General features: G+C 68.1%; 25 protein-coding genes and 2 pseudogenes. 9 read left to right on the forward strand and 18 right to left on the reverse strand.

All coding sequences use genetic code 11. From position 1 onward, the window contains the following. Position 1: 1 nt before the first annotated feature. Both AX769_RS14950 and AX769_RS14955 read right to left on the reverse strand, forming a co-directional pair. Entirely contained in the window at positions 2–1,324 is a 1,323-nt protein-coding gene (locus tag AX769_RS14950) for a hypothetical protein (protein WP_157887653.1), read from the reverse strand. A 250-nt stretch (positions 1,325–1,574) separates the two neighbouring features. Then, positions 1,575–1,862 (reverse strand): WXG100 family type VII secretion target, encoded by a 288-nt coding sequence (locus AX769_RS14955; RefSeq protein WP_157887654.1) that lies wholly within the window; start codon positions 1,860–1,862, stop codon positions 1,575–1,577. A gap of 151 nt (positions 1,863–2,013) precedes the next feature. On the opposite strand from AX769_RS14955, the gene AX769_RS24095 reads away from it, so the two are divergent. Beyond that, positions 2,014–2,394: a hypothetical protein gene (locus AX769_RS24095; protein ID WP_157887655.1), complete on the forward strand. Its 381-nt coding sequence runs from the start codon at positions 2,014–2,016 to the stop codon at positions 2,392–2,394. A 77-nt stretch (positions 2,395–2,471) separates the two neighbouring features. Then, positions 2,472–2,810, forward strand: a complete 339-nt coding sequence (locus AX769_RS14965; protein WP_066283768.1) for a multidrug efflux SMR transporter — start codon at positions 2,472–2,474, stop codon at positions 2,808–2,810. A 39-nt stretch (positions 2,811–2,849) separates the two neighbouring features. On the opposite strand, the gene AX769_RS14970 is transcribed toward AX769_RS14965, so the two are convergent. From AX769_RS14970 to AX769_RS14995, 6 genes and pseudogenes are all read right to left on the reverse strand, one after another. After that, positions 2,850–3,449 carry a GNAT family N-acetyltransferase gene (locus AX769_RS14970; RefSeq protein WP_066280896.1) on the reverse strand — a complete coding sequence of 200 codons (600 nt, stop codon included), beginning with the start codon at positions 3,447–3,449 and terminating at the stop codon, positions 2,850–2,852. Positions 3,450–3,453: 4 nt separating this feature from the next. Beyond that, positions 3,454–4,142 (reverse strand): annotated as a pseudogene (locus AX769_RS14975) (uracil-DNA glycosylase). Between the two features lie 2 nt (positions 4,143–4,144). Beyond that, positions 4,145–4,891: a Type 1 glutamine amidotransferase-like domain-containing protein gene (locus AX769_RS14980; RefSeq protein WP_239451808.1), complete on the reverse strand. Its 747-nt coding sequence runs from the start codon at positions 4,889–4,891 to the stop codon at positions 4,145–4,147. Next, complete coding sequence (locus AX769_RS14985; protein WP_066283771.1) at positions 4,888–5,406, reverse strand: phosphoribosyltransferase; 519 nt, start codon at positions 5,404–5,406, stop codon at positions 4,888–4,890. Before AX769_RS14985 ends, AX769_RS14980 begins: the two co-directional genes overlap by 4 nt. Before the next feature lie 72 nt (positions 5,407–5,478). Beyond that, a complete protein-coding gene (locus AX769_RS14990) occupies positions 5,479–6,138 on the reverse strand; it encodes an alpha-ketoglutarate-dependent dioxygenase AlkB (RefSeq protein WP_066280898.1) in 660 nt (219 codons plus the stop codon). A gap of 44 nt (positions 6,139–6,182) precedes the next feature. Beyond that, positions 6,183–7,814, reverse strand: coding sequence for an FAD-binding oxidoreductase (locus AX769_RS14995; protein ID WP_082763843.1), 1,632 nt, complete (start codon positions 7,812–7,814; stop codon positions 6,183–6,185). A gap of 29 nt (positions 7,815–7,843) precedes the next feature. On the opposite strand from AX769_RS14995, the gene AX769_RS15005 reads away from it, so the two are divergent. Further along, positions 7,844–9,295 (forward strand): PQQ-binding-like beta-propeller repeat protein, encoded by a 1,452-nt coding sequence (locus AX769_RS15005; RefSeq protein WP_162269018.1) that lies wholly within the window; start codon positions 7,844–7,846, stop codon positions 9,293–9,295. Further along, the gene (locus AX769_RS15010) at positions 9,292–10,083 is read left to right on the forward strand and encodes a transglutaminase family protein (protein WP_066280908.1); all 792 of its coding nucleotides are present in this window, start codon (positions 9,292–9,294) and stop codon (positions 10,081–10,083) included. Before AX769_RS15005 ends, AX769_RS15010 begins: the two co-directional genes overlap by 4 nt. Positions 10,084–10,153: 70 nt before the next feature. Here the strand turns inward: AX769_RS15010 and AX769_RS15015 are convergent. From AX769_RS15015 to AX769_RS24760, 3 genes and pseudogenes are all read right to left on the reverse strand, one after another. Next, positions 10,154–10,923: pseudogene (locus AX769_RS15015) on the reverse strand (SDR family oxidoreductase). Between the two features lie 724 nt (positions 10,924–11,647). Continuing rightward, a complete protein-coding gene (locus AX769_RS24755; RefSeq protein ID WP_066280910.1) occupies positions 11,648–11,887 on the reverse strand; it encodes a hypothetical protein in 240 nt (79 codons plus the stop codon). Between the two features lie 9 nt (positions 11,888–11,896). Then, positions 11,897–12,013 carry an SDR family NAD(P)-dependent oxidoreductase gene (locus tag AX769_RS24760; protein WP_204249220.1) on the reverse strand — a complete coding sequence of 39 codons (117 nt, stop codon included), beginning with the start codon at positions 12,011–12,013 and terminating at the stop codon, positions 11,897–11,899. A gap of 197 nt (positions 12,014–12,210) precedes the next feature. On the opposite strand from AX769_RS24760, the gene AX769_RS24100 reads away from it, so the two are divergent. Beyond that, complete coding sequence (locus tag AX769_RS24100) at positions 12,211–12,357, forward strand: hypothetical protein (protein ID WP_157887656.1); 147 nt, start codon at positions 12,211–12,213, stop codon at positions 12,355–12,357. A gap of 16 nt (positions 12,358–12,373) precedes the next feature. Here the strand turns inward: AX769_RS24100 and AX769_RS15025 are convergent, their stop codons facing one another. The 4 genes from AX769_RS15025 to AX769_RS15035 form a co-directional block, all read right to left on the reverse strand. Continuing rightward, positions 12,374–12,712, reverse strand: coding sequence for a tyrosine-protein phosphatase (locus AX769_RS15025; RefSeq protein ID WP_239451809.1), 339 nt, complete (start codon positions 12,710–12,712; stop codon positions 12,374–12,376). Then, positions 12,709–12,921 carry an isochorismatase family protein gene (locus tag AX769_RS24105; protein WP_304440149.1) on the reverse strand — a complete coding sequence of 71 codons (213 nt, stop codon included), beginning with the start codon at positions 12,919–12,921 and terminating at the stop codon, positions 12,709–12,711. Before AX769_RS24105 ends, AX769_RS15025 begins: the two co-directional genes overlap by 4 nt. Positions 12,922–12,978: 57 nt before the next feature. Continuing rightward, complete coding sequence (locus AX769_RS15030; protein ID WP_157887657.1) at positions 12,979–13,344, reverse strand: hypothetical protein; 366 nt, start codon at positions 13,342–13,344, stop codon at positions 12,979–12,981. Positions 13,345–13,423: 79 nt separating this feature from the next. Beyond that, complete coding sequence (locus AX769_RS15035) at positions 13,424–13,987, reverse strand: hypothetical protein (RefSeq protein ID WP_157887658.1); 564 nt, start codon at positions 13,985–13,987, stop codon at positions 13,424–13,426. Positions 13,988–14,097: 110 nt separating this feature from the next. On the opposite strand from AX769_RS15035, the gene AX769_RS15040 reads away from it, so the two are divergent. After that, a complete protein-coding gene (locus tag AX769_RS15040; RefSeq protein WP_066280922.1) occupies positions 14,098–15,090 on the forward strand; it encodes a hypothetical protein in 993 nt (330 codons plus the stop codon). Here the strand turns inward: AX769_RS15040 and AX769_RS15045 are convergent. The 3 genes from AX769_RS15045 to AX769_RS15055 form a co-directional block, all read right to left on the reverse strand. Continuing rightward, a complete protein-coding gene (locus AX769_RS15045) occupies positions 15,084–15,695 on the reverse strand; it encodes a GrpB family protein (RefSeq protein ID WP_157887659.1) in 612 nt (203 codons plus the stop codon). The two genes, AX769_RS15040 and AX769_RS15045, sit on opposite strands and share 7 nt — an antisense overlap. Before the next feature lie 620 nt (positions 15,696–16,315). Continuing rightward, positions 16,316–17,353 (reverse strand): NAD-dependent epimerase/dehydratase family protein, encoded by a 1,038-nt coding sequence (locus AX769_RS15050; protein ID WP_066280926.1) that lies wholly within the window; start codon positions 17,351–17,353, stop codon positions 16,316–16,318. A 163-nt stretch (positions 17,354–17,516) separates the two neighbouring features. Further along, entirely contained in the window at positions 17,517–18,548 is a 1,032-nt protein-coding gene (locus tag AX769_RS15055; protein WP_066280928.1) for a LacI family DNA-binding transcriptional regulator, read from the reverse strand. A gap of 214 nt (positions 18,549–18,762) precedes the next feature. Here AX769_RS15055 and AX769_RS15060 point away from each other — a divergent pair, with 214 nt between their 5' ends. From AX769_RS15060 to AX769_RS15070, 3 genes are read left to right on the forward strand one after another with little or no spacing between them, the layout of a single operon-like run. Continuing rightward, the gene (locus AX769_RS15060; protein ID WP_082763845.1) at positions 18,763–19,707 is read left to right on the forward strand and encodes a carbohydrate ABC transporter permease; all 945 of its coding nucleotides are present in this window, start codon (positions 18,763–18,765) and stop codon (positions 19,705–19,707) included. Between the two features lie 9 nt (positions 19,708–19,716). Next, positions 19,717–20,613: a carbohydrate ABC transporter permease gene (locus tag AX769_RS15065; RefSeq protein ID WP_066280933.1), complete on the forward strand. Its 897-nt coding sequence runs from the start codon at positions 19,717–19,719 to the stop codon at positions 20,611–20,613. Continuing rightward, positions 20,610–21,989, forward strand: a complete 1,380-nt coding sequence (locus AX769_RS15070) for an ABC transporter substrate-binding protein (RefSeq protein WP_066280936.1) — start codon at positions 20,610–20,612, stop codon at positions 21,987–21,989. The genes AX769_RS15065 and AX769_RS15070 overlap by 4 nt, the downstream gene beginning before the upstream one ends. Positions 21,990–21,993 lie beyond the last annotated feature (4 nt).

The raw sequence follows: 21,993 nt of genomic DNA on the forward strand, positions 1-21,993 counted from the left end.
TTCAGCTCTTCGAATTCTTGGCGACAAAACCCTTCTCAAGTTGTTGCATCAGGCTATCCCAGGTGGTGTCGATGCCCGGCTTAACGCCCCGGGCGACGTTCGGGTCTAGGTCGATCCCTGGGTCAATCACTTCGGGATCGCGCCCGAGTGCCTTATTGACAACGAAACCTGTTGCGGCGCCGGCCGCGGCGCCGGCGCCTCCGAAATGACCTGCCACGAGATCTCCGTGTGACTTCTCTGCCGCCTTTGATTGCTCTTCATGCTTCTCTGCCGCCCGGACTGAAGAACGCGGCCGGGTGGGCACATCGGCCGAATCTGTCGATGGTTTTGTCGAGTTCACAAGAGGAAGGTCGCTTGACTCGGCCTCCGCCCTTAGCAGGGGTGAGACCTCCTTGCCTTCTTGGGCACCCCGCCAGAGGCCAAACCCTCCGTCGCCCACCCCGCCTCCCACTGCCCCCGAAGCGGCACCGATTGCCACAGACACGGAGACTTCCGACCAGTAGCTCTCGCTTCCTGCTTCGGGCAGGTTCTTCACAGCGGCGTATCCGCCTCCGAGAACGGCCCCCTCCGCTCCGCCGACGAGGCCTTTGGCAGCGACCAAGAGGACGTGATTCCCGAATCCAGAAGTTTCGAACCGGTCGCCGATCGACGTCACGACGTTCGACACCTTCTCCATCACCAGCAGCGCCCGACCGATCTGCAGCCGGAACTTCTCGAGGGTCGAGGCCACCTTGTAGGCGGCCGCAAAGGCCTCGGCGGCGTCGGCGCCCTCCGCAACTGCATCGCTGAGGCCCGCGGTGAAGAACGTCAGAGCGAAGCCGGCAGCCGTTTGAACGCCGACGGCGATGAGCAGTTGCTCGAGGATCGTCGTGATCAGGTCGATCGTCTCGTCGGCGATCCTGGCGAACTCCTCGCAGGCGTCATAGAGGTCGTTCGGGGCCTGCGAGATGCGACGCGCGAAGTCGATGACGGGCTCCACCGCGTCGTGGATGCGAGCGATGTCGGGGGCCTTGATGGACGAGAGCGGGTCGAGCAGGGGCGCGATCGATTGACTCGTGATGCGGTTGAGATCATTGCCCAGGCGGGCCCAGACGGTGCCGGCCTTGCGGATCTTGCCAGTGTCCGCATCCGGGAACTCCAGCGACATCACCATCTGGACGATCTGCCAGCCGTCGGGAGCATTCCCATGGCCGCCCCGCAGCGAGGGGATAGAGCCGAACGTGGTGGCCGACGACCCGGCGGGCAGCTCGTAGCCGGCCGGCTCGCCCGAATGGCCGGCCGACGCCCACTCGGCGGCGGCGTGAGTGTGGGCCGAGACGAGCATCCGGTCGGCGATTCCGTCGAGAGCGGACGCGAGCGTCGCCGCATTGCGGATCAGTTGTCGTGCACTCTCGTCGTGGCCGTCGGCGAACGCATCGCCTGCGGGCCCCTTGCCCGCCGAGTTGTGCGAGTCCGCGTGACCGCCGATGGCGTGCTGCACGGCCTCGCGGACATCGGCCGCCGCCCGTCGGGCGTTATGGCTGACGTCGACGTACCGGTCGGGATCGACGTCGAGAACGGAATACGTCAATGTTTCAGCTCCAGACCCGCGCCGAATGATCGGCTGCGGCCTCGTAGTTCGTGTTCGCGGCCATGGCGCGGTCGGTGATGTGCTGCGAGGCGGTGATCATCGCTTGGGCCCCCGTGGCCCAGAGAGCGTGGAGCTCTCGGAACTGCGCATTGGCAGAGCCGGTCCACTCGGCCGAAACGGCTTCGGTCGCCGCCTGGGCCTCGCTCATCAGTTCGTTTCCGAGCGCCGTGATGCGACCTAGCTCGCGGATCAGCTCGGCCATCGTGCCGCTGTCGACCCTGTGACGCGCCATGTCACGCCCCTCGCTTTTCGGTGGAGACGACAGCGGACGCGCGCGTGACAGTCACGCTCGAATCGCTGGACGCCCGAGTCACATCGCTCTCGGTCGTCGCATACACGCCGGACGACTCGGCGAGCAGCGCTGCGATCCGTGAGAGTGCAGCGTGGACCTCGTGCGCACCGTGATTCCACTCGACGAAATCGCCCCGAAGGCTTCGGCAGCAGCGCCCGACCACTCGGAGTCGATCACGGTTACGACGAACGAGTTGAGAGCGACGACGCGCCGCTCGAACTCGGCTGAACGATCGGCGAGGCGAGCGGACGCCTGTTCGACGGCCTCCGACGAGACGGAAAAGGACGACACGCTACCCCCGATTGACCTGATCAACGGATTCACCCCGAATCCGACATACGAAACAATACGGCCTGCCCGTCGTCTGGTCAATCCGAACGATGAAGTGGCACGTACTCGTGCCAGCCGCCGCCTCCGGGTGCTCCTTCCTCTACGACCGACTTCAGTCCTGCCTGAATTCAGGCGCAAGTGAAGTCGGCACCACCAGAAACCTTGCCCGGCCGGGGCAAGGCACCGGCCGAGAAATCCGGAGCCACTACGGTGATCACCATGGGCTACCTGCTGCTGGCGTTCGCGATCGTGAGCGAAGTCATTGCCACCACGTTTCTCCGGGTGACGAGCGGGCCGAAAGCGCCGGTGTGGCCCTACGTCATCGTGGTGATCGGCTATGTCGCCTCGTTCGTCTTCCTGCAGCGGGCGCTCAACACGGGCATTCCGCTCGGCATCTCGTACGCGATCTGGGCCGGGATCGGCGTGATCCTGGTGGCCGTGATCTCATGGCTGGTCTTCCACGAGTCATTGACCCTCGTGCAGATCGGCGGCATGGTGCTCGTCATCGCCGGCGTGGCTCTGCTCGAGCTCGGCGGCCGGCACCACACAGCATCCTGACGCCAGAAGAACGCGCCACGAACACACGGGACAGCCACGTCAGTCGCGACGCCGCGACCGCTTCTTCAGCGTCTTCTGCATCGTGACCGTGCCGAGCCACCGGTCGAACTTGAAGCCGACCCTGCCCATCCGGCCGATCTCGACGAAGCCGAACGACGCGTGCAGCCGGATCGACGCCTCAGCGCCCTGGTCGGCGATGACCGCGATCACCTGACGGATGCCGACCTCTTCGCACGCGGCCAAGAGAGCGGCCAGCAGTTCGCGCCCCAGGCCCTTGCCTGTCGACGCCGGGCCCAGGTAGATCGAGAGCTCGACCACGGTGCGGTTGACGCCGCGGCCCGACCACGGCTCGACGTGCGCGTAGCCGAGAAGGGTGCCGGCGGGCGACACGGCGACCAGGAAGGGCAGGCGCAACTGCGTCGAGCGCGCGAACACGGTCTTCCATTCGCCCATCGACTTCGGCCGCGCGTCGAACGTCACCGTCGAGTTCGCGACGTAGAGGTTGTAGACGTCGCGCACGGCCGGCAGATCGGCAAGGAGAGCCGGAAGAATATCGTACGAGAAGGGCTGCTCGGGTCGCGGCTTCGGCCTCAGCGCGCGCGGCAGCTGGCGACGCGGCTGGTATTCCTCTTCGAGCACCCGCTCACCCTGCCACGTCCGGCAGCCGCCAGTCCACCGGCTCGGCGCCCTGCGCGACGAGCAGCTCGTCGACCCGACTGAACGGCTTCGACCCGAAGAACCCCCGCGACGCCGACAGCGGCGACGGGTGCGGCGACTCGACCGTCGGCACGTCGCCGAGCAGCGGCTTCAACTCCTGGGCCGGTCGACCCCACAGGATCGCGACGAGCGGCTTCCCGCGCGCCGCAAGCGCCCGGATGGCCTGGTCGGTCACCACCTCCCACCCTTCACCGCGGTGCGACGCAGCCTCCCCGGCCGCACGGTGAGCACTCGGTTGAGCAGCATCACGCCCCTCGACGACCAGGTGCGGAGGTCGCCATGAGCGACCGGTGCAATGCCGAGGTCCGACTGGAGCTCGCGGTAGATGTTGGCGAGGCTCCGTGGCACCGGCCGCACGTGCGGGTCGACCGCGAACGACAGGCCGATGGGGTGACCGGGCGTGGGGTAGGGATCCTGCCCCACGATCAGCACCCGGACGTCGTCGAACGGGTAGGTGAAGGCGCGCAGGACATCGGCGCCGGCCGGCAGATAGTGATGCCCGGCGGCGACCTCGTCGCGCAAGAACTGGCCCATCGTCGCCACCTGGCCGGCCACGGGCTCGAGAGCACGTGCCCAACCAGGGTCGACGAGCTCGGAGAGAGGTCGCGGCTCCACGGTCACTCCACGCCGAGAGTGCCCACGCTGACGCCGACGATGTCGCCCGACTCGTCGTCGAGCTGCGGCTCGACCCGCCAGACGCTGCCATCGCCGATGACTGCGAGGGCGCCTTCGCCGACGACCAGCGCCGTGTTCTCGTCGATGGCGACCCCGCCCGAGACGAGACCCGCCTCGGTCGCGGCGATGAGACGCGTCAGGGTGCCCCACTGGGCGGCATGCACGTCGATCGCGAGGTCGACGAGGCCGAGGCCCTGCGCCAGGGTGACCTCGTCGAGATCCTCGCCGGAATCCTGCGGGCACACCTCGACCCCGCCGATGCGATAACCGCCCAGGATCGCCGTGTCGGCCGCGATCATCGCCCCCGCCGAGAAGCCGAGGTACGGCAGCCCGTCGGCGACCAGAAGGCGCACCTGGTCGACGAGTGGCACGACCGCCTCGAAGTAGGCGGGGGTGTTGCCGCCGCCGATCAGCAGCGCGTCGATGTCCGACAGGACGATCGTGTCGAAGACGTCGCTCGAGACGACCTCGGTGACGAGCGGCTCGCACGGCCCGACGGACGCGAGCATCGCGGGGAATCCGCTGCGGAACTCGGCCGACGGCACGTCGTCTTCGACGACGATGAGCACGGCGATGCGGGGAACGGCGCGGCCGATGCGGGCAGCGCGGGTCGCGGCCTCGGCCACGAAAAGTTCGTAGACCTCGGTGGCCTCGATCGACCAGCCGCCTCCGACGAGGTGGATGCTCACGTGCTCACCGTCACGGGGGGCAGGGCGCTCCACGGGAAGGTGATCCAGTCGGCGGTGTGGCGCCACACGTGATCCGGCTCGAGGATGGTGCGCGGCTTGGCGTAGAGGCACACCGTATGCACGTCGGCGCCGATGTCGCGCAGCAGGCCGCGGACGAGCTCGAGCGTGCGGCCCGAGTCGGAGACGTCGTCGACGAGCAGCACGCGCTTGCCGGCGAGGGCAGGAGCGTCGAGGGCAGGAGGCAGGATGACCGGCCTGTCGAGCACCGAATCGACCCCGGTGTAGAACTCGACGTTGATCGACCCGCACATCTTGGTGTCGAGCGCGTACGAGATCGCCCCGGCGAGCACGAGACCGCCGCGCGCGATGGCGACCACCACGTCGGGGCGGAACCCCGAGGCGAGGACGTCCTGGGCGAGCTCACGGGCGGCTTCGCCGAATTCGAGCCAGCCCAGGATCTCGCGGGTGGAATCCCGCCCGGCATCGATCGGGGCGTCTTCGGGGAGGAGAACCATGGAGTCCACCGTAGTGCGCGCGGGTGCCCCCGGGCGACGGTCGATCGCCGCCTCGAGCGACGATCGACGGTGTCAGGCCTCGCGCGACCAGACCGGCCGGAACTGGATGCTGATGCGCGGCCCGACGGCCCGCTTCGTCTTGGCGATGGAGTGCTCGTGGGTGCGCTGGCAGCTGCCGCCCATCACGAGCAGGTCGCCGTGGCCGACGGGGAATCGCCGCACCTCGCCGCCCGAACGCGATCGCACGGCGAGCGACCGGGCAGCGCCCACCGAGACGATCGCCACCATCGTGTCGCGGTCGATGGCCGGGCCCACCTTGTCGCCGTGCCAGGCGATGCTGTCGTCGCCGGTGCGGTAGAAGCAGAGCCCCGCCGTCTCGAAGACCTGCTGGGGCGGCCGCCCGTAGTGGTCGTTGAGCTTCTGCTGGGCCTCGACGAGCAGCGGGTCGGGGAAGGCGTCGTCCGACCCGAACCACGACACCAGGCGCGGCACGTCGACGACGCGGTCGTACATCTCGCGGCGGTCGGCGTGCCACGGCACCTCGTCGACGAGTCGTTCGAACAGCTCGTCCGAGCCGGTGACCCACCCGGGCCGCACGTCGAGCCAGGCGCCCTCGCCGAGGTCGATCCGCTCGACCGCGTCGCCGAGCGCGCCCAGCCGCGGCGCGGCGACACCGTCGGCCGCGGGCGCCTCGAAATCGTCGAAGAGCGAGGTCTGGAAGGAGATCGACATGACGAGAACGATACGCGTCTTCGAACGTATGTTCTAGTCGGGGCTCAGGTGAGCAGGTGCGGCTGGTAGAACATCGAGTGCGGGTCGACCTTCTTCTTGATGGCCGTGAGCCGCGCGAGGTTCATCCCGAAGTAACTCTGCCCGGGTGACGGCAGAGAGGGGTCGGCGTAGTTGACGTACGCCGCGTCGCCCCAGTACGGCGACATCGTCGTGCGGAACCCGTGCACGTACTGGTCGAACGTCTTGGTCGGCGCCCCGTCGGCGAAGGTCGCTGTGTACTGCACGCTCATCAGCGCCGTCCGGTGCGGGAAGGCCGTGTCGGCCACGGCGATCGCGCCGGCCTTGCCGCCGAGGGCGTCGAGCGAGATGCCACCCTCGGTCATGCCGACGACCTGCTGTGCCGCCTCGACCGAGCGCACGAGAGCGGTGATGCCCGCGGCCGAGAGCGTCGCGGTCGGCATGGTCGACGCGCCCGACTCGGCGACGCGCGTCAGCACCCCTCCGGTGCCGGTCGTGCACTTAGAGGCGGGTTCGCCGGCGCATCCGGCGTAGCGGAGCATCGCATCCTGATAGGTGTGGGCCGTCGCGACGTTGGTCAGCGGCTTCGTCTTCACCGCCGAGAGGAAGGGGGCGAGCACTGTCGCCACTAGTGCGGACCCCGTCCACGTGCCCGACACCGTCAGGACCGGCCCGCTCGGGTGCGTCGTGCCGCCGAGCAGCTTGAGCGTCGACCACAACTCGTCGTCCGCACCCGGCGCCCAGGTCTGCCAGGCGTCGATCACCTCGGCGGCGGCGGTCCACGGCCAGGTCAGGGCGAACATCGTCACGCTCGGGGCCGGCTGCGTCGCGAACGTGAGCGAGGTCACGATGCCCACGACTCCCCCGCCACCGCCCCGGCACGCCCAGAACAGGTCGCTGTCGCGGCTCGCCGAGGCCTGGTGCACGACCCCGTCGGCGGTCACGATCTCGACGCCGGTGAGCTGGTCGCAGGTGAGGCCGAACGAGCGGACGAGCACGCCGACTCCCCCACCCAGAGTGAGGCCGCCGATGGCGACCGTGCCGCAGGATCCTGCGCCCAGAGCGCGGCCCGCCGACCCCAGCACCTCGTAGACCTTCGCCATCGGCGCCCCCGGCCCGATGGTCGCCGTGCTGCCGTCGGCCGAGAGCGTCACGCTGTCGAGGCCCGCCGTGCTGATCACGAGCGAGGGCTTCACGTCGGTGCCGCTCGCCCCGCCGGCCGACCAGCCCGCGTAGCAGTGCCCGCCCGAGCGAACAGCCAGCGGTGTGCCGGTGTTGCGCGCGAATGCCAGCCCGAGGGCGACGTCAGCTGCCGACGCGGCCTGCAGGATGCCGAGGGCTGAGCATCGTCGAATCGCGGATTCTCCGTCAGCTTGGCCGCTCCATAGCCGCCGCTCGACGGGCGCAGCAGGATGCCACGCACCGCGCTCGAGAGAGAAGCCCAGCTGTCGGGGCCGGTCGGCGTCGCCGCCGCACTGCTGCTGGTCGGAGGTGGAGTCGGTGACGACGGCGTGCAGCCGGCGAGCACGACGGCCGAAGCGGCGGCGGTACCCATGGCGGCGGAGCCGGTGAGAAAGGTGCGGCGGGAGAGCGAAGACACGGCTCGACCCTACGTCGCCTGAACGCGGCCGGCACCTCGGCACGCGCGCGCCCGCCACCTACCATGGGCTCCACAGGAGGCGACGCGATGAACCGCACGGCAAGCAGGGCGACTCGACGCGGCGCGCCCGGGCGTCGGGTCGCGGTCGCCTACGCGATCCTCGCGGCGGCCATCGCCGTCATCGCCGTCATCGGCACCGCGCTGCAGCCCAGCTACGGGTCGCTGCCGCCCGAAGGCGGCGTGTCCGTGCTGGATCTGCGCTCGGCCCCGACACCGACCGGCTGGTCGCTCGACCTCGGCGCCGTCTTCGCGCCGGGGGTGCCCGGATCCTGCCTCTCGTTCCAGTCGGGTGCGCTGTCGCCGACGCTCGAGCTCGTGAGCGCAACGGTGCCGATCACGAGCTCGACGCAAGAGAACGCGCTCTGCAGCCCGGGCACGAGCGAGGTGGAGGGTCGACTCGCGGCCATCGACCCACGGACCGGGCACCCCCAGTGGCTCCGCAGCCTGGGCGGCGACCTGAACACGACCGTGTCGTCGCTCGTCTGGCACCGATCGGCAGCCAGCGGCGACATCGTGGTGGGCGTAAACGGCTCGCGGGGCGCCTTTCTGGTCGACCTCGACGGCAGAACGGGGCGCCTCATCGACAGCGCCCAGGTCGATTCGCCGGACGCCGCGATCAACTTCGCAGTCGAGGGCAACCTCGTGCTGAGCGCCGAGCCGGATGCCGGCGGCGCACTCGAGGTCTACGAGCTGCGCGACGCGAGGCACCTGTCGAAGAAGATCTGGTCGAAGCAGCTCACCTCGTCGGCGCAGCCGCAGCTTCTGCCCGACCGCCTGATCGTGCCCCTCAGCCCGGGCACCGTGTCGGTCGACGGCCGCACGGGCCGCGAGACCCCCTGGGCGAGCGACCTGACCGGCATCGAGGGCGCGCGCGTCGTCGATGGCGGGATCCTCGGTGTCACGATCCCCCAGGGTGTCGGGCTCGGCTCGTTCGTCGAGCTGCTCGACGCCGACGGCAAGTCGGTGTGGCAGGTGCCGGCGCTGGCGGTCTCGAGTCTGGAGTCGTCGAGATCCTGCATCACGATGACGTCGGTGACGTCCAAGCTGACCTGCATCGCCCCGAAGACGGGCGACGAGCGCTGGTCGGTCGACTTCACCGGGCTGACCGACGGCACGCCCGAGGGCTCGACGACCGACGACATCGCCACGATCGGCCCCGTCAAGACGGGCGACACGACGTTGCGCATCGTCACGCTCGACGGCGCCACGGGGGCGACGCGAGCTACCGCGGTGATCCCCCGCGGGTCGGACGTCGTCGCCGAGTCGATCGCCACCGGCTTCGCCCTCGACGCATCGACGGCCCGAGGCCGCTCGTCGCTGACCGCGTTCGACCTCTCGAGCGGTCGCACGCTGTGGAGTATCTCGGCCGGCACGATCCAGCACTGGGGCGCGCGCTTCGTCGAGATCGACGCGACAGGTGTGGCGTACGAGCTGGTCGACGGGCGAGCCGACCCCAGCCATGACATGCTCGGCGGATGAATCGCAGCGCCTTCTCGCGAATGGTCCTTTCGGCCGCCGCCCCCGCCGACCTCGTGCTCTCGATCGCTGCGGCCGCCGGGCAGAGCTTCACCGAGACGCTGCTGGTCGCCCAGGGCGGCACCGAACTCGACGTGCACGAGATCGTGGACGACCGCGGCACACGCCTCCACACGGTCACCATCGAGGCCGGGCGCTGCGAGATCGACTACCGGGTCGAGGTCGAGGGGCGACAGGATCCGATCGCTGTCGCCGACCTCGACACCATCCAATATCTGCGCCCGAGCCGCTACTGCGAATCCGACACCCTCTTCCCGACCGCGCGCAGCGAGTTCACCGGCCTCCAGGGGCTCGACCTCGTGACGGGCGTCTCGTCCTGGGTCGGCGCCCGCCTCTCGTACGTGCCGGGTGCGAGCACCCCGACCGACGGCGCCGTGCAGACGCTGCTCGACCGGCGCGGCGTCTGCCGCGACTACGCGCACCTCGTCGTCGCCCTGCTACGGGCCCTCGACGTGCCCGCCCGACTCGTCTCGGTCTACGCGCCGGGCCTCTGGCCGATGGACTTCCACGCCGTGGCCGAAGCCCTCGTCGACGGCCGGTGGTACGCCGTCGACGCGACGGCGCTCGCCCCGCGTCAGAGCCTCATCAGGATCGCGACCGGTCGGGACGCCTCCGACACCGCCTTTCTCTCCTCGTCCGGAGGCTGGGTGAAGCTCCTCGATCTCGAGGTCGGCGCCGTCGTCGACGTGCTGCCCCGCGACGACGTCACCGAGCTCGTCTCGATCGGCTGACGCCCCGTGCCGAGAGTGCGCAACTCGCGGCTCACTTTCGGCCGAGGCCGCACTTTCCGCACTCTCGGCGCTACTCGCGCACCTTGAGTTCGCCTCGGGCCAGCTTGGTCGAGGCGGCCTGGGCGACCGGCTTCACGGTCACCAGGTCGATGTTGACGTGGCTCGGCAGCTCGACCGAGTGCACGATCGCCTCGGCGATGTCGTCGGCCGAGAGCGGCGCGACGACACCGTCGTAGACCGCGTCGGCCCGCGCCTGGTCGCCGTCGAAGCGGATCAGCGAGAAGTCGGTCTTGACCATGCCGGCGCCACCTCGATCACTCGCAGCGGCTCCCCGTTCAGCTCGAGCCGCAACACCGCGGTGAGCGCGTGTTCGGCGAACTTCGCCGCGTTGTAGCCACCGCCCTTCTCGTACACGGCGTGACCCGCGATCGACGTGATGGTCACGATGTCGCCCGACCCTGCATCCTGCGCCCCCTTGCGCAGCGACGGCAGCAGCGCGCTGATCGCACGCTTGGTGCCGAGCACGTTGACGTCGAACATCTTCTGCCAGTCGTCGACGCTGCCGTCTTCGACCGTGTCGAGGCCGGACGCACCGCCGGCGTTGTTGACGAGCACGTGCAGCGGCCCGGTCTCTTCGACGTGCTGCTTGAGGGCGGCGATGTCGTCGTCGCTCGTCACATCGGCCCGGAACCAGGATGCGCCGGTGCGGTCAGCGAGGTCTTTCAAGCGGTCTTCGCGGCGCGCGACGGCGAGCACGTCCCAGCCGTGCTCACGAAAGAGCGTCACCGTGGCCTCTCCGATGCCCGAACTCGCCCCTGTGACCAGTGCTCTCTTCGCCATGCTGCGCTTGTGCCTTCCGTCGTCGACTGCTGTCCGTCAAAGCTAGCGCGCCCGGCTGTGGTGGCGTTGCCCCGGGGCTGTGGCCGTCGGTGCCTCCCGGTTCGGGAGGAAGCCCCGCGCCGCAGGGAGGTAAAAGCCGCGCTCGCGCGATCTGCGGAGGAGATCGCCCACCTCAGCACAGCCCCGGGAGGATGCCACCCCCTGCTTTCCTCCTGAACAAAACGCGGCCGAAAGGCCAGCACCCGGCCTACCGGCTTCCTCCCCGGGGAGGCAGGTCGCCAGGAGAATCGACCGTTGATGGACGCGTGAAACCGACGTGCCGCGCGCCCGGGGTTCGACGCCCGACCTCAGCGGTCGCCGTCGGGCATGCTCTTGTCACGAGCGGGGTAGAAGCCGACGTTCGTCTCCGCGACGTAGGCGTGCTGGACGCCGCCCGAGGCGGTCATCCGGATCGTGAAGTCTCGCGCGTTGCCGGAGTCGGCCTTACTCGCGAACCTCGGAAAGATGACGATGGCGACCCGCGAGTGCGCCGGGACGGGCGCTCCCTCTGCCCGTGCTCGCCATGCACGAGCTAGTGCCGTTGTCGACCTGGACGTCCGGTGCCCACCGTGACCACTGCGAATCCGACGGCAGCCACGACGGCGGAGAACTGAGGAGGAGGCGATGACGATGCGACCCTCGTTCGGCATACCCGAAAACCAGCGGGTCAGCGCAGGCGCGGCCGTCAGTCGCGGCCCGGCAGCATGCTGAGGGCCTGAGAGCGCTGGGCGAGGAGGTCGGCGTAGGTGCCGTCGCGCTCGGCCCATCGGAGTCGCTGCGCCGCCCGGACGACGATCTCGTCGGCTGCATCGGCCGCGGTCAGGAGGGCGATGACCTCGTCGAGGTAGTCGTCGAGCGGGAGTGCGGCCGGGTTCATGCCGCCCTGCGCCTCGGTTGCGACCGCCGGCGGAATCAGTTCGGTCACGCGGATGCCTCAGTCGGCGAGTTGCGGGCGCAGGGCCTCGGTGTAGGCGTGCACGCCGGCTTTCGACGCGCCGTAGGTCGGCATGATCGGGAACGGCAGGAACGCGATTCCGGACGTGACGGTCACGACGGAGCCGGGGTCGGTGACGTCGACGGTGACCGTCTCGAGATCCTGAATGCCTGCGATGTTCCGACCGCCGACGACACGGTGCTTCCGGAGACGACGAATCGGATCGGCTAGTACTTGAGCGCCCGCCGCGGGTTGGTGACTCCGAGCGAGCCGGTCTCGCAGGCGGCCGGCCCCTCGCCGGAGGCTCCGCCGACGTGCTGCACCCCGTGGTCGGCCCTCTGCAGCTGAATCGCGAAAAGGTTCAGATCGACGACCTCATGCTCGTCGTCTACTACCCCGCAGCCGGGTCGGCATCTGCCGAGAGACTTCAGCTGCTCGCATCGCTGAGCGGCCGCGCCTGACCGCTGCGGCCCTGAGCTACGAGAGCCGCCCGCGCCAGGTCCGAAGGGCGTCTCGATCGTCTCGGTCCATGCTTGCCCGCGCGAGAGGGTGGTCGAGATCCAGGCCTGAGAGAGCCGATCGGAAAGCCCCCTCGGTCGTCGTTCCGCGGGCTGATGGTGCGGATCCGACGTCGTAGAGCGCGCCCCAGCCCGCATCGGACAGCCGGTCGACGTTCTCACTGCGGAAAAAGACTCCGCGAGTCGTCTCCGTCCTGTCGCGCCTCCGAAGGCCGCCCAGGTCGAGGGCGTTGGCCAGCCCCTCGGCGACGAGTGTGCGGCTCTGCGGGTCGATGTCGTCCGGCGCGCCCGGCATCATCCGGCCTTGTCGGCGGGGCTGGAGCCGAGTGATGCGACGGAGACCACCTCGCCCGTGGTCGCGCGAATCAGCTCGAGGGCCGATCGGTGCCGGGCGGGGGTGTAGTCGGCCGACGCCTCGGCCACGACGAACGCCTGGATGTCGTTTGCGAGCGCATCGAAGGTCGTCGCGAGGATGCCGGCCGACGCGAAAACCCCCGCAATGACCAGCTGATCCCGCCCGAGCCGTCGAAGTTCGACGGCGAGATCCGTTGCGAAGAACGCACTTTACGAGCGTTTGCCCACCCAGACGGCGTCCCCGAGATCACCCAGTGAGGAGACGCTGGCCTCGGCGTGTGACGGGCCGAGGCCCCACAGGCTGCCGCCGAGACCGCGCTGATCGATGGATGAAGCCGGCCGCGGCGCTGATGCCACGACCGGAACGCCGTTCTTGCGCGCCCAGTCGACGACCCTCTGAGACTGTTCGACGACCACACGGCGTACACGCGGCGGCAGCACATCGACGTAGTACGGCAGAAGATCGTGGATCAGCACGGCGGCTCGAGCGGTGTCGACTCGCCAGCCTCGTTCGGTGCCTCCGACGACGAGCTGTCTCACGTCGTAGTCCTCCACGGCGGCATCGAAAGTAGGCATGACGTCGATCCTGCCTCATGGCCGTCACGGCGCGGTGTCGACCACCGACGACGAGTCAGATCGGTGCACGGAGACCTCTCTACTGGTCGAGGGCCGTGCAGGCAGCGCCATCGACGCCGAGGCCGACGGACGCAGGAATGGTTTGAGTGCGGATGGTGCCGAGAGCGCCGGTCGTGGCCAACTGGAAGTCGGTAGCGCGCCCGGCCATGGCGCCGTCGGCCAGCGTCATGCTCGTGATCACCGTTGCGAACGAGTGCGCAGCGATCGTGGTCGAACCGTCGGGTGCGACCGGTGAGCTCTTCGCGACTTCGCTCGAGGAGACGGCCACCGTGGCCTCCAGACGGTAGTGGCGGATCTCATCCGCATCCGCGCCGGCTTTGATCGTCACTCGGGCGGAGGCGAGACCGACCAGCATCGTGGCCCGCAGACCTCGGATCGTGACGGGCGAACCCGACGTGTTCTTGATGACGAAGCTGGCCGCCATCGAACGGAAGTGGGCCGCAGCCGAATCGGGCGGAGACCCGCAGACCCCGATGCTCGGCACCTGGATGGGCTCGGAGGTGTTGGTCGCGACGCCGAGACCGATCGCTCCGACGACGGCCAATGCCGTCGATACCCCCAGTGCCGCCCGCCCCACGTTCATCCTCGGAGCGTATCGGCCGGCCTTCGCTGTCGCCACACCCCGAAACGGGTCTCATCCCGCTGGCCGTGCCAAGCTGAATGGACCCTTCCCGCCGACCCGAAAGACGGCTCATGCGCATCGTCGCGTTCATCCTGGCCATCGTCATCGCGACCGCGCTGCTGATGGGTGGGGCTCTCCTCCTCATCACGCGGACCGACGACGCCCATCAGGTGTGGGTGTTCGTCGCCACGTTCGCGATGATCATGTTCGTCTACGGGCCGCTGACCCTCGGGTCCTTTCGGGCCTACTGGAACGTCGCAGGATCAGCGAGCTCTCGCCGCTACTTCCGGCGCACGGTCTGCGTCGTGGTCGGCCTCGAGATCCTGGCGGCCGTCGTCATCGTCGTCTACGCCCTCTCCACCGCAGCAAGCGCCTTGATCCCCGTTCTCTTCATCGGCAGCGGAGTCGTCCTCACCGCGCTGGCTCTTCTCATCGGGCCGGCGCTCTACCGCTACGACGAGGCTCGACGGCCGGCGTCCTCCGATTGGGTGGCGATCGAACCAGCGCTCATCCGTCGCCGGATCGTGGCTGTGGCGATCACGTTCCTCGGTGTCCTCGCGCTGAGTGTCATCGCCTTCACAATCCTTGATGGCGTCGCTCCTCACTCACTGACGATCGGGCAGGATTTCGCGTTCGCGGTGGAGTTCGCCTGCTTCGTCTCGGCTTTCGTGGCCATCTTCTCGACCGTCGGCTGGAACCGCCGGATGCGCGACATCACCGACCGCGACCCGTCCCGGCTCCGCCGAGTCGCTCGGGTCGTTCTGCGCAACAAGAAAGAGGACCTCGACGAGCAGGATCTCGAGGCGGCGGCCCGGTACGCGGCCTTCATCCCGATCACGATGACCTTCCAGATCGCCTACTTCATCCTGCTGTATGCGGGCATCGTGCTCGAGCAGGTCGACCAGTTGCGAGACGGCGACTCCGATCACCTGGCGGTCCCTCTCATCGCCCTCTTCGTGGCGATTCTCGTGATCCTGGTTCCCTTGCAGATCACGCGCATCCGACGCGCCCGTCGCTACGCCCGCGAGCACCCGGTGGGGCTCACCGCGCCATCGGCTCAGTGACGCGGCTGCGGAGTGTGCTCGTGCAGCGGGTCGGCGGCGAATGCGCGCTCGTAGATGTCGTAGACGACCGCAGCCTTCGCGTCGTTGTAGCGACGAGACGGATCAGCAGCGGCTGCCGTCTTGGCGTCCGAGTAGAGCTGACGCTCTTCGGGGTGCGAGACGAGCCATTCCGCGAAGAGCTCGTGCCGACGCGGCTCGACGGCCGACGGGCTCCACACGTGCAGATTGGTGTTGGGTGCGGCGAAAGTCAGCTGGCGGTGAGGATCGCCTGCCATGTCGTCCCGGAAGATGAGCGTGAAGCCGGCCGCTTCGAGCTGCGGCACGTAGGTCATCTCGTCAGAGACGTCGTCGACGACCAGATCGATGTCGATGACGGGTTTCGCGACGACGCCTGGTATCGCGGTCGAGCCGACATGCGTTAACCGATGGATCCCACCCGGCAGTGCAGCCTCGATGACACGACACACCCGGTCGAAGTCGGTGGCCCAGGACTCCTCATGCGGGCGGAGGGCACCTGGCTCCGTCTGACGATGAGCCACCCGCTGCGACTGGCGAACCGCATTGCTGCCCGGCGCGAACGGGCGCCACAGCGGATGGAGGGCCATGCCCTCATCTTCCACCCCGCGAGTCGACGAATACATCTGTCGAGGGTGGCGATGTCCGCCCACCGAGCCATACGGTGCAGGAATGAACCAGCGAATCGGAATCGCCGCGGCAGGGGTCGCCTTCGTGGTCGTCTATGCGACGGTCCAGGCCCTGGAGTCGCTTGTGTTCGATCCGCTCGCTGCCGTGCCGGGCCATAGCCTGGGCCAGATCCACGGCCGCCTGCTGAAAGACGGAATGGACGTGACAGGGGACATCGTCATCGTCATCGTCATCGCCGCGATCGGGGTTGCTCTCGCTGTCGTTGCGGCACTACTCGGGCTGCGCAAACGGTTGGCTCCCCTCGACATAGGCCTCCCTTTTCTCGGGATCATCACTCTGGGGGCCGTCATGACGTTCGGCAACGGATCGCCCTGGGCATGGACGTGGCCGACGCGTACGGCATCGGCGGCGAAGATCACACGATCTGGGCCGGCGTTCTCTATGCGACGAGCTTCACAGCTTTCCTCGCACTCGCGGTCATCGCCCTCGCCAGGCTCGTTCGGGCCCGATGCAGGCCCTCGACCCTGCGTTCGTAAAGCAAGGTCGTCGGCGAGAAAAGGTCGGACGCGGCCCGCTCGGGTCACCCAGCCGGGTGCTGCTCGTTCCAGGCGAGGGCGGCGTCGTCGAGGGCATAGCCGAAAACATCGGCGAAATATTCGCTGGCCGACAGGGCATCCTGCTGTCGTCTGGCCAGGCGGAGAAGATCTGACACCGTTGCAGACACGGTCGCTGCGTATGTCCCGACCGCCTCGAAACCCAGCTGCGCCGCCGCGGACGTGTCGAGAAAGAACGGCGGCCACGTGTCCCACGGGCTCGCGCCGAACTGCGGCGGGGCGTCGTCGCCGAGGGGCACGACCTCGGCCTGAATGCCCGTCGCCGCCGCAATGGCCAGGACGACATCGCGAGCCGTCGGCGACCCGGGGTCCGCTGCATTCAGGATCCTGTCGCCCGGTCTCTCCGCGCACAGACGAACCAAGCGCGCCAGGTTGGTGGCCGCAGTGGGGTGATTGCCCGTGAGGCCCCCATGCGCCAACGGGATCTGCCGCCGACCGTCGAGCAGACGCTTCACGACGAACCACTCGCGGGCAGGATCAGCCCCGGTTCCATGAATGCGCGAAGGCCTCAGGATCGAGACGGGCACGTCGGCATCCTGCAGAACGGTCTCGGCTGCGACCTTGTTCGCCCCGTAGCCCTCGCGCGACCGGTAGTCGCCCGAGAAGTCCGGCTCGAGAACGGCCTGCATCTCGGTGACGGGGCCACCGAAGCCCGGAGCCTCGTCGCTGTTGCTGTGACGACCTCGGTCGTCGACGTAGACGGCCTTGCTCGAGAGGACGACAGCTGAGCCGAAGTCCCGCCGAAGTGTCATCAATGCGCGGGCGTCCTCGGCGGTGTAGCAGACGCAGTCGATGACGACGTCGGCGCCTTCGCTGAGGACGCTCGCCAGCTGGCCTTCGTCGCGGCGTTCCGAGCGCACGAATGTGACGCCGATGTCGCGCAGCTCGTGGGGGAATCGACCCGCGTCTCGGCCCGTTCCCGCGACGTCCCAGCCGACGGCCGCGAGGTCGAGCGCAATGGCTCGGCCCGTCACACCGTTCACTCCGAGGATCACCGCTCGCATGCCTCCACGCTAACTCGAACCGCTGCCCGCGCTGGCTGACGTCGCCGGGCCGAGCCCCCCTAGCGACACCCCGAACTTCGGCCGAGGTCCCACCGCCGCGGCGCGGGGACCATGGCCGATAGCCGGGGTTTCACGGCTTACGCGGCGCCCGCCACGTACCGAGTCAGGGCGCCACGCAACCGCACGACTCCCGCAGGATCAGGCGCGGCTCGTGCAGCTCGTGCAAGTCGAGCGCGTCGAGCGCGTCCGGTGCCGGTCGGAGGACCGCGGCGACGGCCTCGACCGCCATCTCTTGGACGGGCTGCCGCACGACGGTCAGGCGAGGGACGGTGTATTCGGAGTCTTCGGTGCCGTCGAACGACACGATGGCCACGTCCTCCGGCACTCGCAGCTTCAGGTCGCCGAGGGCGCGGAGGAGCCCGACCGACTGCATGTCGGAGCTGACGAAGGCGGCGGTCGGATGGTTCGGAGAATCGAACATGCGGAGGCCGCCGGCGTATCCGCCCGCCCGCGACCACGGTTCACGGGCGATCGGGCCGTCGAGAAGACCGGCTTCGCGTGTCGCCGCAAGCCACCCTCGCTCGCGGAACTCGGGACTGCCACCGGCATCGGCACCGATGATCAGGCCGACCGACGCGTGGCCGTGACCGATGAGATGCTTCGTCGCCTCGTAGGCGCCTGCCCGGGCGTCGAGCCCGACACTGACGAAACCGGGGATCTGCTCGAGGACACCGAGAAGGACCGTCGGAGTGCCCTCGAGAGGCAGGCTGGCCAGGTCGGGCCGCGACAGCGTCGTCATCAGCAGCAGACCGTCGAGCTGCCGGCCGCCGAGCTGCGCGATGGCCCTGTGCTCCGAGCCGGCGTCGCCCTCACTGTTCGCCAGAAGGACGGTGTACCCGCGTTCGGCCGCAGCGAATTCGATCGCCAGAGCCCATTCGGCGTACAGAGGGTTGCCGATCTCGGGGAGGACGAGGCCCAGCATCTTCGTCGAGCCGGTGCGGAGCGCTCGGGCGCTGACGTTGGGCCGGTATCCCAGGATGCTGATCGCGTCCGTCACCCGCTTCGCCGTCGCCGGCGCGACGGCCCGCGGCCCCCCGTTGACCACATAGCTCACGACCGCAGTCGAGACCCCCGCGTAGCGCGCCACGTCCGAGCGAGTGACGTTGCCGCGAAGCGTCGGCTCAGACGAAGGCATGGCTCGCTCCCTCTCTCCTGCGACCGTCAATGGAAGTCGTTCCCGAATCTACACGCACTGGCGTTATCGATTGATCTACACGTGTTGCAGATTTTCATTTTCGGCCCGTCACGGCGAGAAAAACGCTTGCCTCGGCCAGAGTTACACGAGTAGATTGCGTCTCGTCGTTCAGACAGGTTCCACCTACAAGGGAGTAGATGATGGGAAATCTCGCATGACGCAAATCGCAACAGGCGCACCGGTCGTCACACCGACGACCAAGCCCCCGAAAGTCGCACGCCCCGCCGAGAGAAGACGCGTTCTGACCGCCTACGGGCTGTTGGCGCCGAGTCTGTTCGGCGTCACGATCTTCCTCGGAATCCCCGTGATCCTGGTCGTGATCTTCTCCTTCCTGAAGTGGAACCTGCTCACGGCCCCCAAGTTCGTCGGGCTCTCGAACTACCTCGACGTCTTCCAGCACGAGGGCGCCGGGCACGCACTGCTCGTCACCGTCTACTACTTCCTCCTCAACATCCCCGTCCAGACGGCACTCGCTCTCGGCATGGCGCTGCTGATGAACCGCAAGGGGCGTTTCACCGCCCTCATCCGCGTCCTGTGCGTACTGCCGTACCTGGCGACCCCGGTCGCCATGGGCGTCGTCTGGCAGTGGATCTTCGCGCCTCAGACCGGCGTCGTGAACACGCTGCTGCACACCGTCGGCATCGCCGGGCCCGACTGGTTGAACTCCCCCGGGTGGTCGATGCCGGTCGTCGCCTTCGCGAACATCTGGCAGTTCGTCGGCTACAACATGCTGTTCTTCCTCGCCGGGCTGCAGGCGATTCCACCGATGCTCTACGAGGCATCCGCCATCGACGGGGCCAGCACCGTGCAGCGGTTCTTCCGCGTGACGCTGCCGCTCTTGCGCCCGACGATGCTGTTCGTGCTCGTAACCGGTGCCATCGGCTCGTTCCAGGTGTTCGACTCCGTCTACGTGATGACGAACGGAGGGCCCGGCAAGAGCACGACGGTCATGAACATGCTGATCTACCAGAACGGCTTCATCGGCTTCAGGATCGGCGCCGCCTCCGCGCTCTCGGTGATCCTGTTCGCCGTGATCCTGGTGGTCACCCTCGTCCAGTTCCGGTACTTCAACCGGCGCACCGTCTACGAGCTGGTCTGAGGCGCGATCATGACGACACTGACGAAACCCGCCGCCGCCCGTCTCACGAAGACGTCCACCGCGAAGAAGACCAGGCCGCCAGCCGCCCGAGGCATCCGCAGCTTCGTCTATGTGATCGTGCTTCTCGCGATCGCAGCCATCTTCATCACGCCCTACCTGTTCTCGGTGATGGCGGCCTTCAAGCCGCTGTCCGAGATCCAGGCGGACCGCGCGTGGGATCTGCCGAGCCACCCCACCTTCGACAACTTCGTGACGATCTTCACGCAGTACAAGTTCGGCACCTTCCTGCTCAACACGGCTGGGGTGACCATCATCATCACCGTCGGGCAGGTGCTGTTCTCTCTACTGGGGGCGTACGCCTTCGCGCGAATCCAGTTCCCGGGCCGCGAGGCGATCTTCTGGGGCTACCTCAGCATGCTGATGGTGCCCAACGTCGTCACGATGATCCCGCTCTACGTGATGATGTCGAAGGTCGGCCTGACCGACACCTATTGGGCGCTGTTCCTGCCGTACGTCTTCGGCACCCCGTACACGATCTTCCTCATGCGGCAGTACATCCAGTCGATCCCGTCCGAGGTGATCGAGGCGGCGCGGCTCGACGGCTGCTCTGAGCTGGGGGTCCTCCGCCGAGTGGTCGTGCCGATGTCACGCCCGATCATCATGACGGCCACGATCATCGCCGTGATCTTCTCGTGGAACAACTTCCTCTGGCCTCTCATCGCCACCTCGTCCAACGATCTCCAGGTGCTGAGCGTCGGCGTGGCGAACTTCAACTCGAACTTCGCGTCGCAGTGGAATCTCGTGCTCGCCGGATCTCTCGTCGCTCTGATACCGATGGTCGTGCTCTTCGTCCTCTTCCAGAAGCACATCGTCAACTCGGTGAACCTCTCAGGGGCGAACCGATGAACGCTGCGAAGACGTCGCGGGTCAGCCGTCGGCAGTTCCTCGGGCTCGTCGGGATCGCTGCGGGGGCGACGACCCTGTCAGGATGCAGCGCGGCCGGCTGGGGCTTCCGCGGCGGCAGCTCGACGTCGACCGAGTTGACCTACGCCCTGTGGGACCCTCACGAGCAGGTCGGCTACCAGCAGTCGATCGACGTGTTCCAGAAGCGGAACCCGGACATCCACGTCACGATCGAGCAGATCCCGTACAACAACTTCCAGCAGAAGATCACGGCGCAGTACATCTCGGGCGACGCGCCCGACGTGTTCTGGGTGAACACGCCGTGGCTGGGCGACTGGGCGACCGGTGGCCTCCTCACCGACATCGCGGGGCGCGTGAAGACCGCGGGCATCGACCTCGGCCAGTACGTGGACGGACTCGTCGACCTGCACCGCGACGGCTCGAAGCTCTTCGGCCTGCCGAAGGACTGGGACACGATCGCGATCTACTACAACAAGGAGCACCTCGCCAAGGCGGGATTCCGGACGGCGCCGACCGATCTGGCCTGGAATCCGACGGACGGCGGGACATGGCTGCACTTCCTGAAGCAGATCACCCTCGACAGCAAGGGCCGGAACGCCCTCGACGCCTCCTTCGACCACAGTGACATCGCCGTGTACGCGACGGCGATGACGAACGAGCTGCAGGCCATCTTCGGCAACTACATGGCGATGAACGGCGGCGGGGTCCTCCCCCGGTCCTATGCCACGAAGTCGATCTTCGACAGCGCCGAGAACCGGGCGACCATGTCGTTCCTCACCGACATGCTGCACGCGGCGCACGTCATCGTGCCGAACGGCGAGACCGGGCCGAACGGCGACTCGACGAACTCCGAGACGATCTTCGCCTCGGGGCGGATGGCGATGTGGCAGGCGGGTGACTGGAACACCGTGTCGGTGAGCCAGCTCTCGAACTTCCACGTCGGCGTCATGCCGCTGCCGTCCGGCCCGAAGGGGCGCATCAGCCTCATCAACGGGCTCATCGACGGGATCGCCAGCAACACCCGGCACCCCGAGGCGGCGTGGAAGCTCGTCGAGTGGCTCGGGTCGGCCGAGTCGCAGACGATCCTCGGCTCGGGCGGCTACGTCTGGCCGGCCATCGAGCGGCTCGACCCGCTCTTCCAGTCGTACTGGAAGAAGAAGGGCGTCGACGTCACGCCGTTCCTCACCGAGGCGAAAGGCCACACCGTCAACTTCCCGGTCGGCACCGGCCTGAACGAGGCGCTGACCGATGTCGCGACCGCGCTCGGGCCGACCTTCCTCGGCCAGGCGTCGGTGTCGAGCGGGCTCGCCAGCGCCACCGAGATCCTCGACTACCGCATCTCCTACGCGACCTCCTGAAGTC

This window comes from Frondihabitans sp. PAMC 28766, from assembly GCF_001577365.1.
Taxonomy (GTDB): Bacteria; Actinomycetota; Actinomycetes; order Actinomycetales; family Microbacteriaceae; genus Frondihabitans.